Consider the following 9,938-nt stretch of genomic DNA (forward strand, 5'->3'; position numbering starts at 1 on the left):
TGACCGCACCACCACGAAGCGGAATCCTTGGAGGCACAAGTGAAGAGACGCAACTTCCTGCGCGCGGCCGTCGTCGGCACCGGGGTCACGGTGTTCGGCAACAGGTTCACCCCCGCCGCCCTGGCCGATCCCGCGCAGAACGCGCCGAGCCCGTACGGCCCGCTGCAGGCCGCCGACGCGAACGGCATCCAGCTCCCGGCCGGGTTCACCAGCCGGGTGGTCGCGCGGTCCGGCCAGCAGGTCGCGAATACCGGCTACACCTGGCACCACGCCCCGGACGGCGGTGCGGTGTTCGCCGACGGCTCCGGCTGGATCTACGTGTCGAACTCGGAGATCGAACCCGGCGGTGGCGCCAGCGCGGTGAAGTTCGACGCCAACGGCAACATCACCAGCGCCTACCGGATCCTGTCCAACACCCGGCGGAACTGCGCCGGTGGCGCGACGCCGTGGAACAAATGGCTGTCCTGCGAGGAAGTCGATCTCGGGTTCGTGTACGAGACGGACCCGTGGGGCGGGGCCGCCGTGCAGCGGCCCGCGATGGGCCGGTTCAAGCACGAGGCGGCGGCGGCCGACCCGGTGCGCAAGGCCATCTACCTGACCGAGGACGTCTCCAACGGCTGCTTCTACCGGTTCGTCCCGACCGTCTGGGGTGACCTGTCCGCGGGCACGCTGCAGGTGCTCAAGGCCGGCACCGCGACCTCGGGCAGCTTCACCTGGGGCACCGTCCCCGATCCGGACGGCTCCCCCACCGCGACCCGCGACCAGGTCTCCGGCGCCAAGCGGTTCAACGGCGGCGAGGGCCTGCACTACGCCAACGACACCGCGTGGTTCACCACCAAGGGCGACAACCGGGTCTGGCAGATCAACCTGGCGTCGAGCACCTACGAACTCGCCTACGACGACAAACTGGTCAACCCCGGCCCGGCGCCGCTGACCGGGGTGGACAACATCACCGGTTCCACGTTCGGGGACCTCTACGTCGCCGAGGACGGCGGCAACATGGAGATCTGCATGATCACCCCGGACGACAAGATCTCGGTGTTCCTGCGGATCAACGGGCAGAGCTCGTCCGAGGTCGCCGGCCCGGCGTTCACCCCGGCCGGGAACCGGCTGTACTTCTCGTCCCAGCGCGGCACGTCCGGCTCGTCCAGCGGTGGCATCACCTACGAGGTCACCGGTCCCTTCCGGACCTGAGGTCACTCCCGTCGCCGGGATCCCAGCAAGAGCAAGCAGAAGACCGCGACCCCGGTGACCACCCCGGCCACCAGCAGCATCGGGTCCAGCGACGGCCCGGTGGCGGCCTGCTGGGCCACCGCCGCCCCTTCGGTGGGCGGTGGCGCCGGGGACGCGGGCTCGGCGGGGACGGAAGAAGGCAGCGAAGGACCAGGTCCGGCGGAGGGCGCCGGGCCGGGCGGGGCCACCGCGTGGTTCGACGAGACCGGTGGCCTCGCCGCCGGACGTGTCGGCGCCGGGGCCGCACTTGGTTTCGGCGCGGCCGGTGCGGGCGCCGGGGTGTCCGCGGGCAGCACGGTGATCTGCGCGCGCATGTCCGGGTGCACCGAGCAGTAGTACGAGTACGTCCCGGCCTGCCGGAACGTGTAGCTCCAGCTCTGCCCCTGCGACAGCAGCGGGCTGCGGAACGCCGCCGGCGCGCTCGTGGTCACCACGTCGTGCGGTGCCGAGTCGTGCTGCATCCAGGTCACCGTGTCCCCGGCCCGCACGGTCAGCGAGGCGGGCGAGTACGCGTAGTTCCGCATCATCACCTGCTGCGTGGCCGCCCGCGCCGCCGGAGCGAACAGTCCACTGAGGACGAACAGGGCGGCGAGCAGGAAGGTCAGGCGGCCCGGAACTCGGCGGCCAGCTCGACGTGCAGGCGTCGCAGCACGCCCCGGGCGTGCAGCACCACCTCCCCGGGGCCGGACCTGATGAACCGGATCTCTCGAAATTCCGAAACGCATCGCGCCCTCTCGCCGGTCAGTGTCATTCGGAGCAAAGGAATGTTGGTGCGCAAGGATTTCGAGCCCAGCTCGACTTCCAGCACCGGTTCGTCGCCGTCCTCGCCGAGATCGAGCCATCCGCGCCTCGCCGGGAACCGGCCCCAGACCACCGGGCGGCCCAGCACGCGGATCGAGAGTTCCGCCACGCAGTGGCGCAAGGTCAGGACTCGGGTGTCCGCGGACATCGCTCACCTCCATACTGGGGTGGTGGCCCGGCCGAACGGTCCTCGGCCGGGCCACCTCTTCGGCGACGATGCCCCGCTAGCAGGTCGCCTGTCCGAGCAACGGCGTGAGCACGTTCTCCAGCCACACCGTGTGCGTCTTGAGGTACTGATCCAGGTTCAGCAGATCGGCCACCTGTTGCCCCAGCGGGGTTTCCAGGTGCGCGGTCTTGATGTGGTCCAGGATCGGTTTGAGGGTGTCCACGAGCACCTTGTCCACGCTGCCGTCGAACACCGGTTTGAGCACCGTCTCCAACCAGACCGTGTGCGTCTTGAGGTGCTGGTCCAGGTTGAGGATGTCCTGCACCTGCTGCCCCAGCGAGGTCTCCAGGTGCGCGGTCTTGATGTGGTCGATGATCGGCTGCAGCACGGCCTTCGGGACGCACGGCCCGCCCGGTGCCGGTGTGGTCGGCGGCATCGTGTGGGTCGGCGGCGTGGGATCCGTGCTCGGCGGCGTCGTCGGGTCCGAGCCGGGCGGCGTGGTCGGCGGTGCGGTGGTCGGCGGCGTCGACGACCCTTCGACCGTCAGCGTGGCCTTCATGTCCGGGTGCACCGAGCAGTAGTACGAGTACGTCCCGGCCTGGGTGAAGGTGTGGCTGAAGGACTGCCCCTGCTGCAGCAGCGGCGAGCTGAACTTCTCCGGCCCGTCGGTGACCACCACGTTGTGCGGCGCGGAATCGTGGTTGGTCCAGGTGACCGTGTCGCCGACCGCGATCTTGGCGCTCGCCGGGGCGAACTTGTAGTCCATCGCCTCGACGCTGGTCGCCCCGGCCGCCGCGGGAGCCGCCCCGCCCTGCTGGGACAGCCGCTGGTAGATCGGCACGGCGAGCGGGCTCCGCTGGGACAGTGCGGCGAGGTCGACGTCACCGGTCTGCGCGGGCGTGTCCGAACTCCGCAGCGTCGCCAGGCTGAACATGGCGACGCCCAGCGCCAGGATCGCCACCGCGATCGGCCACCGCCGGCGGCCACCTGCCTCCGGTGGCCGCTCGGTGGATTCGGGGTTGTCCATGCACGGACTCCTTTCGGATGTTGTTCGGTCACCGGCCGGGGTTGGCCGTGACGAGGAAGCTCGCCGCGAGCAGCACCATGAGCACGAGTGAGGTCTCCGCGGCGACGGAAACCAGGAACGGCCGGACGGTCACCGCGTCCCCGCGCAGGACGACGGCGAAATCGAGGCGGCGGGACACCCAGGCGCGGCTGGCCTGCGCGGCGATCAGCACGACCACGAGCAGGGCGAGTTTGGTCAGCAGCAGCCGCCCGTAGCCGGTGGTGAACAGCCGATCGACCGAGCCGATCAGCGGCACGGCCAGGACCGTCCCGCCGGCCACGATGAGCAGCATGGTGATCATCGCCAGCTTCGAGTAGCGGGGCACGACCCGGGCCAGTTCGCCGGGGTCCCGGCGGGCGAGCACCCCGAACAGCAGCATCGCCAGCCCGCCGATCCACGCGCAGATTCCGGCCAGGTGCACGAAATCGGCGAGCTGGGTCAGCAGCGGGGTGGCGCTTTCCGAGGTGTGGCCGGTGAGTCCGGTGGTGCGCAGCAGCCCGATCGCGACGGCGGCCGCGCCGATCCGCCAGGCCAGGGACACCGCGGCGCGTTCGCCGCGCTGCAGCAGATCGGCCAGCACCACACCGCCCAGCAGCCACAGCAGTGCCTTCGCGAACCAGATCCGTCCGAATTGGACATCGAGCGCCTGGCTGAGCACCTGCCAGTCGAACATCGCCGAAGGCGGTCGCTGCGCGGTCCAGGCGCCTTGCAGGCCGATTCCGGCGAGCGTGCCGAGGAATCCGAGCAGCCAACCGGTGATCAGCACGCCGCGGGCCTTGGCGACCGAACCGCCGCGCGGCCAGAGCAGCGCGAGGAAGAACAGGCCGCCGAGGAACAACGTCATGCCGAGGTAGTCCGCGCAACGCGCGAGCACGTAGCAGACTTTGGCCGGGGTCAGGTCCATGGCTCAGCCCGCCCCCGGCACCGGGGTCGCGGGAACCGCGGGCGGCGGGCAGTAACCGACCAGGACGTGCAGCAGGCCGTCCGGCCCGGTCACCCCGAGGCCGGTGGTGAGGCCGCCGAGCAACGGCAACGCGCCCACGATGTCCACTGTGGACTGCAGGAGCCCGGGGTCGCAGGCGGGCGGCGTGCCGGGTGGCTGCGGCGGGATCGGGCCGGGCGGCGTCGGGCCGGGCGGCGTGGCCGGGGTGGTCGGCGGCGGGACCACGGGCGGGGTCGAGGGATCCGGCGGCGGCACGGTGGGCGGGGGCGTGGACACCTCCACCGTTCCCGGTTGGTCGCCGCCGGGCACCTCCACCCCGGGCAACGGCTGGACCGCGCCCGGCGGTGGCGGCTGGCTGGACGGCAGCTGCTGCTCGCCGGGCGGCGGCGTCGCGGGCTGGGGTTGCGGGGCTTCCTGCGCGGCGGCGGGCGGCTGCGGGCTCGAACCGGGGTTGAGGCCCAGGCCCGAGGCGTAGCCGACGACCACCACCACGGCGCCCACCAGACTCGCCGCGATCACGTGTTCCCGCCCCACCGGCACCGGTTCCTCCTTGTTTTACGCGATCCGGGAACTTCCCCGGGCCCGCGAACGACAACTGAGCTGGGGCAGAACCAAACCAGTTACCGCGTTTCGCGGTATGTTCCTTTCGTGAACTGCGCGTAAAAGAAGGGACTTCGCAATCTCCGGCGCCGGTGAGATCGGCGTGGCAGGTTGCTGCTCAAGGGTGACGGATTCGCGTCCGAACGGCCCTGGCCGGTACGGCAGAGGGCCGAATCGGCGGCCGCGGTGCGAATCCGTTTACGCGGCCGTTGCGCGGCGAAACATCGCCGATCACAAGGAATCGCTACTTTTTGAGTGTTTGCTTCCGACGGTCCCGCAGCCGCGTCACAACAAACAGCACGATCGCCAGGGCGACCAGGCCGATCACGAGTTTCTGGAACACGTCCGCGTATTTCTCGACCAGCCGCCAGTTCTCGCCGAGGGCATATCCGGCGACGATGAAGACGAGGTTCCAGAGCAGGCTGCCGAGCGTGGTCAGGGACAGGAACCGCCAGAACGGCATCCGTTCGATTCCGGCGGGCAGTGAAATGAGGCTGCGGAAGATCGGCACCATCCGCCCGAAGAACACCGCCTTCGTGCCGTGCCGGTGGAACCACGCCTCGGTGCGGTCGAAGTCGGCGGCCTTCACCAGCGGGATCTTGGTGAGCAGTGCGCGGGTCCGGTCCCGGCCGAGCAGCAGCCCGAGGTAGTACACGATGACCGCGCCGAGCACCGAACCCACAGTGGTCCAGACCAGTGCGCCGGTGAGCGAGAAGGTGCCCCGGCTGGCGCTGAACCCGGCGAGCGGGAGCACGAGTTCGCTGGGGATCGGCGGGAACAGGTTGTCCAGGCCGACGATCACCGCCGCCCCCGGGCCACCGAGGTGGTCCATCAGGTCGACGGCCCAACCGGCGAGCCCGCCCATCGGCTCGGCGGCGGCTTCGGCGAGATACAGGTTCATGAACGGCCCTTTCGAAGATCGCTGTCGTCGGGGTCGAAGCTAGGAATCCAGCCGCCCGCCGACCATGAGGTGCGGCACCCGAACTTCCTGTGGAAAACCTCAGTCCACCGCGCGCGCACCCCGGCTAACCTGGCCTTATGCCGGACACCGAGCTCGCCCGCCGCCACCCCGCCGCACTGGCGGTCCGAGTGCTGCGCGTCGGGACGGCGCTCGCGATCGGCGGCGGGACGGCGTTCGCCGAACTGGCCTACGTCATGGCCGCGCTGCCCGCGTGCGCGTTCCCGGCGGCCCGGAAAGCGGTGTTCGCGGGCGCGCGCCGGTTCGCCGAGTTCGAACGCCACCGGGTGGCGAAGTACCTGGGCGCCGGGAGTTCCGGGGACTTCAGCGGGCGGCGGGCGCTGGAATACCTCGCGGTGCGCTGGCTGGTCGGCGGGCTCGGCGCGGGGGTCCTGCTGCTCATCGCCGGTGGCGCGGCGACCGGGGTGGTGATGATCGGGCAGCTGGTGACCGGGCAGTCGCTCGGCGGCGGCTCGGAGCCGCGCGACTGGTACGACCCGATCACGTTCCTGCTGTTCGGCACCCTGCTGGTCTTCGTGACCTTGCAGGGGGCGATCGGGGTGGCCGCGCTGGACCGCCGCCTGGCCCGGCACTTCCTCGGCCCGACCCGGCAGGAGCTGTTGCAGCGCCGGGTTTCCGAGCTGTCCACGACCCGCGCCGAGGTGGTCGACGCGGTCAACGACGAGCGCCGCCGGATCGAGCGGTACCTGCACGACGGCGTGCAGCAGCGGCTGGTCGCACTCGGCATGCTGCTCGGCCGGGCCCGGCGCGCGGACGACCGGGAGCGCGGGAACGCGCTGCTGCACCAGGCGCACGAGGAAGCCCAGGAGGCGCTGCGGGAACTGCGCGAGGTCACCTGGCGGATCTACCCGATCGCGCTGGACGAGGGCGGCCTGCACACCGCGCTGGAGGCGCTCGCCGAACGGTCCAGCGTGCCGGTGACGCTGACCTACGCGCTGCCGGAGCGGGCGGACACGGCGACCGAAACGGTCGCGTACTTCGTGGTGTCCGAGGCGGTCACGAACACGATCAAGCACGCGAACGCCACCCGGATCGAGGTCACCGTGGAGCGGGCGGCCAGGATGATCGTCGTGCGCATCCAGGACGACGGCATCGGCGGGGCCCGCCCCGAGGGCCGCGGGCTGTCCGGCCTCGCCCGCCGGGTCGCCGCCGCGGACGGCGAGTTCACAGTGGACAGTCCCCCGGGCGGTCCCACGATCGTTGTCGCCGAGCTGCCATGCGCGTGATCCTCGCCGAAGCTCTGCCCATCTGGGGAGCGACCCCCAGACCCCCGCATGTCCTCGGCCATCACCCTGCGGAGCCGCTATGCGCGTGATCCTGGCCGAGGACTCCACGCTTCTGCGTGAAGGGCTCATTCGCCTCCTGGCCGAGGAAGGCCACGAGGTGGTGGCCGCGGTCGGCGACGGCGACGCGCTGGTGGCCGCCACCGGAGAACACCGGCCGGACGTGGTGGTCACCGATGTCCGCATGCCGCCCACGCACACCGACGAGGGCCTGCGCGCCGCCCTGGAGATCCGCAGCGCGTGGCCGGACATCGGCGTGCTGGTGCTCTCGCAGTACGTGGAGAAGCGGTACGCCACCGAACTGATCACCGGCGACCGGGGCCGGGTGGGCTACCTGCTCAAGGACCGGGTCGCGCAGGTCGGGGAGTTCCTGGACGCGCTGGACCGGGTCGCCGCGGGCGGGGCCGCGTTCGATCCCGAGGTCGTGCGGCGGCTGCTCGCCCGGACCACGCACACCGATCCGCTGACCCGGCTCACCGACCGTGAACGCCAGGTGCTGGAGAAGATGGCGCAGGGGCACACCAACGCGAGCATCGCCGCGGCCCTCTACGTGTCGCAGAGCGCCGTGGAGAAGCACGTGAACTCGATCTTCGACAAGCTCGACCTGTCGCACACCGCCGGGTACAGCCGCCGCGTCCTCGCCGTCCTCCGCTACCTGGGCTCCTGACCACGGGCTCACCCGGCGGCAGGAAGGGACCTTTGCTCACGTTCAACCGTAGTAAATCTCCCTTGCTCCCGTTTTCGAAGAGCGAAGGTCCCTTCCTGCCGGTTCGGTTCAGCGCAGGGCGATCAGGGCGATCGCGGCTCCGGCGCAGACCAGGCCGGTGACCTGGCGGCGGTTGACCCGTTCGGACAGCACGATCAGCCCGAGCACCACCGGAATCGCCGGGAACAGGGCGGCGAGCACGGTCGCGATCGACATCAGCTGCTGCTGGGTGGCGAAGAGGTAGCACAGGATCGCCGCGGTGCCGATCGCCCCCGAGGCGAACACCGGGCCCGGGCGGCGGAACGTCCACGGCGCCCCGGTGGCCGCGACGAGCGCCGCGAGCAGGAGCACCGACGAGACCCGGCTGACGACCACCGGCCACAGCCCCGCCTCCGCCGGGATCCGCGCCATGGCGAGGAACTGCACGGCGAACCCGGCCCCGGCGACGAGCGCGTCGGCGAGCCCGCCGCGGGCGCGGGCGCCGTCCCCGCGGGAGACCAGCCAGATCGCCGGGAGCGCCGCCACCATCCCGGTGAGCGCGAGGGCCGAGGGGCGTTCGCCGAGGAAGGCCAGGCCCACCGCCACCGGCAGCGCGACGGCGCCGACGTCGCTCAGCGGCACGACCACGCTCAGCGCGCCCTTGCCGGTGGCCCGGAACAGGAAGCCCACCCCGACCCCGGTGCCCAGACCGGACAGCGCACCCCACATCAACGCTGAAGAGTCCAGTGTGGACGGACCGGCGAGCAGGGCCACCAGCACGCTCAGCGCGGTGCCGCTGAGCTGCCCGTACAGCGCGACGGTCAGCCCGTTGACCCGCCGGGACGCCAGCCCGCTGAGGAAATCCGTGGTGCCGAAGCACACCGCGGAGGCCAGGGCGAGAAGTTCACCCATCATCGCCGCTTTCATGCATGACTCATGCATAACACTTGAAGAGGCAGGCTTCAACCCCGTAGCCGCCGACCTCGTTATTTCCGCACGTCAGAACCCGAATGGAGGTGACCGAATGGTGACTCGCGTCCCAATCGGACGCATTGATTTCTTAGGGCAGCCTTGCTTCACTTGCTGCCATGTCAAAACGCCCCCCGCTGTTCCGTGCCCGTGCCCGCGCCTCGCTCGCCGCCCTCGCGGCGGGAGCCCTCAGCCTCGGCCTCGTCGCCTGCGGCAACGTCCAGGACTCCTCCAGCCAGCCGTCGTCCGCGCCCGCCGCTCAGCCCGGGGCGTTCCCGGTGAGCATCACGCACAAGTTCGGCACCACGACGATCGACAAGTCCCCGGCCAAGGTCGTGGTGGTCGGCACGTCCACCGATGACCTGGACGCGGCCCTCGCCCTCGGCGTCACGCCGGTCGGCTTCTTCTCCAAGACCTCGTCCCCGGAGAAGGTGCCGAGCTGGCTGACCGGCAAGCTCGACCCGGCCAAGACGCAGATCGTCAACGCGACCAACGGAGTGGACGCCGAAGCCGTCCGCAAGCTGAGCCCGGACCTGATCCTGGCCACCGCCGACTACGGGCTGGAAGACGAGTACCCGAACCTGGTCAAGGTCGCGCCGACCATCGGTTTCGAGAAGGAATGGGGCGGCCAGAGCTGGCAGCAGCACGTCCAGGTCGTCGGCAAGGCGCTGGGCAAACCCGCCGAGGCCGAAACGCTGATCAAGGACACCGAGGCCAAGATCGCCAAGGCCAAGGCCGACCACCCGGGCGCGCAGGGCAAGACCTTCACCGCGTCCGTGGGCAACGCGCCGGGCAAGATCTTCACCCTGGTGTCCAAGGACGACTTCGCGGTGAAGCTGGTCGAGCAGCTCGGCCTGACGCTGAACCCGGCGGTCGCCGACGCCACGAAGAACGAGGCCGGCAGCCCGACCGGCACGCTCACCCCCGAGCAGTACGACAAGCTCGCGTCGAACCTGGTGATCATCGCGTTCACCTCGCCCGAACTGCGGAAGGCGTTCGAGGACAACCAGCTCGTGCAGAACGTGAAGAACGGCAACTACCTGGTGGTCGACATGGAGACCATCAGCCAGCTGCGCGCCCCGTCCGCGCTGGGCATCCCGTGGGTCATCGAGAAGCTGAACCCCGGCCTGCGGAAGCTCACCTGATCACCGGCTCACTTTCATGAGGGGACCCCTCCGGACGAATTTCGTCTGGAGGGGTCCCCTCATGAAAG

Annotated in this window: 11 protein-coding genes; 4 read left to right on the plus strand and 7 right to left on the minus strand. The window is 70.5% G+C overall.

Translation table 11 applies throughout. From position 1 onward, the window contains the following. Nucleotides 1–39 precede the first annotated feature (39 nt). On the plus strand, nt 40–1,194 hold the full coding sequence (locus FXO23_RS05510) for an alkaline phosphatase PhoX (protein WP_158881388.1): 1,155 nt from the start codon (nt 40–42) through the stop codon (nt 1,192–1,194). 2 nt (nt 1,195–1,196) lie between these two features. On the opposite strand, the gene FXO23_RS05515 is transcribed toward FXO23_RS05510, so the two are convergent. The 6 genes from FXO23_RS05515 to FXO23_RS05535 all read right to left on the minus strand — a co-directional run bounded on the left by FXO23_RS05515 (nt 1,197) and on the right by FXO23_RS05535 (nt 5,710). Continuing rightward, nucleotides 1,197–1,838: a cupredoxin domain-containing protein gene (locus tag FXO23_RS05515; protein ID WP_246256965.1), complete on the minus strand. Its 642-nt coding sequence runs from the start codon at nt 1,836–1,838 to the stop codon at nt 1,197–1,199. After that, complete coding sequence (locus FXO23_RS51455; protein WP_246256930.1) at nt 1,835–2,182, minus strand: hypothetical protein; 348 nt, start codon at nt 2,180–2,182, stop codon at nt 1,835–1,837. Before FXO23_RS51455 ends, FXO23_RS05515 begins: the two co-directional genes overlap by 4 nt. Nucleotides 2,183–2,258: 76 nt before the next feature. Then, on the minus strand, nt 2,259–3,227 hold the full coding sequence (locus FXO23_RS05520; protein WP_158881392.1) for a cupredoxin domain-containing protein: 969 nt from the start codon (nt 3,225–3,227) through the stop codon (nt 2,259–2,261). Nucleotides 3,228–3,255: 28 nt separating this feature from the next. After that, on the minus strand, nt 3,256–4,170 hold the full coding sequence (locus FXO23_RS05525; protein ID WP_158881394.1) for a copper resistance D family protein: 915 nt from the start codon (nt 4,168–4,170) through the stop codon (nt 3,256–3,258). A gap of 3 nt (nt 4,171–4,173) precedes the next feature. After that, nucleotides 4,174–4,749 carry a hypothetical protein gene (locus FXO23_RS52200; protein WP_158881396.1) on the minus strand — a complete coding sequence of 192 codons (576 nt, stop codon included), beginning with the start codon at nt 4,747–4,749 and terminating at the stop codon, nt 4,174–4,176. Nucleotides 4,750–5,053: 304 nt separating this feature from the next. Then, the gene (locus FXO23_RS05535) at nt 5,054–5,710 is read right to left on the minus strand and encodes a DedA family protein (RefSeq protein ID WP_158881398.1); all 657 of its coding nucleotides are present in this window, start codon (nt 5,708–5,710) and stop codon (nt 5,054–5,056) included. Between the two features lie 137 nt (nt 5,711–5,847). Between FXO23_RS05535 and FXO23_RS05540 the strand changes: the two genes are divergently transcribed. After that, nucleotides 5,848–7,014: a sensor histidine kinase gene (locus tag FXO23_RS05540; protein WP_158881400.1), complete on the plus strand. Its 1,167-nt coding sequence runs from the start codon at nt 5,848–5,850 to the stop codon at nt 7,012–7,014. Nucleotides 7,015–7,093: 79 nt separating this feature from the next. After that, entirely contained in the window at nt 7,094–7,738 is a 645-nt protein-coding gene (locus FXO23_RS05545; RefSeq protein ID WP_158881402.1) for a response regulator, read from the plus strand. A 108-nt stretch (nt 7,739–7,846) separates the two neighbouring features. Here FXO23_RS05545 and FXO23_RS05550 read toward each other — a convergent pair whose 3' ends face one another. Further along, nucleotides 7,847–8,683, minus strand: a complete 837-nt coding sequence (locus FXO23_RS05550; protein ID WP_246256932.1) for an EamA family transporter — start codon at nt 8,681–8,683, stop codon at nt 7,847–7,849. Between the two features lie 161 nt (nt 8,684–8,844). Between FXO23_RS05550 and FXO23_RS05555 the strand changes: the two genes are divergently transcribed. Next, complete coding sequence (locus FXO23_RS05555) at nt 8,845–9,870, plus strand: ABC transporter substrate-binding protein (RefSeq protein ID WP_158881404.1); 1,026 nt, start codon at nt 8,845–8,847, stop codon at nt 9,868–9,870. Nucleotides 9,871–9,938 lie beyond the last annotated feature (68 nt).

The sequence above is a fragment of the Amycolatopsis anabasis genome, from assembly GCF_009765355.1.
Lineage (GTDB): Bacteria > Actinomycetota > Actinomycetes > Mycobacteriales > Pseudonocardiaceae > Amycolatopsis > Amycolatopsis anabasis.

Excerpts from the sequence above, each read along its gene's own strand:
- FXO23_RS05545 (WP_158881402.1), top strand. The coding sequence starts at position 7,094 with ATGCGCGTGATCCTGGCCGAGGACTCCACGCTTCTGCGTGAAGGGCTC.
- FXO23_RS05520 (WP_158881392.1), bottom strand. The coding sequence starts at position 3,227 with ATGGACAACCCCGAATCCACCGAGCGGCCACCGGAGGCAGGTGGCCGC.
- FXO23_RS05555 (WP_158881404.1), top strand. The coding sequence starts at position 8,845 with ATGTCAAAACGCCCCCCGCTGTTCCGTGCCCGTGCCCGCGCCTCGCTC.
- FXO23_RS05540 (WP_158881400.1), top strand. The coding sequence starts at position 5,848 with ATGCCGGACACCGAGCTCGCCCGCCGCCACCCCGCCGCACTGGCGGTC.
- FXO23_RS51455 (WP_246256930.1), bottom strand. The coding sequence starts at position 2,182 with ATGTCCGCGGACACCCGAGTCCTGACCTTGCGCCACTGCGTGGCGGAA.
- FXO23_RS05535 (WP_158881398.1), bottom strand. The coding sequence starts at position 5,710 with ATGAACCTGTATCTCGCCGAAGCCGCCGCCGAGCCGATGGGCGGGCTC.
- FXO23_RS05525 (WP_158881394.1), bottom strand. The coding sequence starts at position 4,170 with ATGGACCTGACCCCGGCCAAAGTCTGCTACGTGCTCGCGCGTTGCGCG.
- FXO23_RS05550 (WP_246256932.1), bottom strand. The coding sequence starts at position 8,683 with ATGAAAGCGGCGATGATGGGTGAACTTCTCGCCCTGGCCTCCGCGGTG.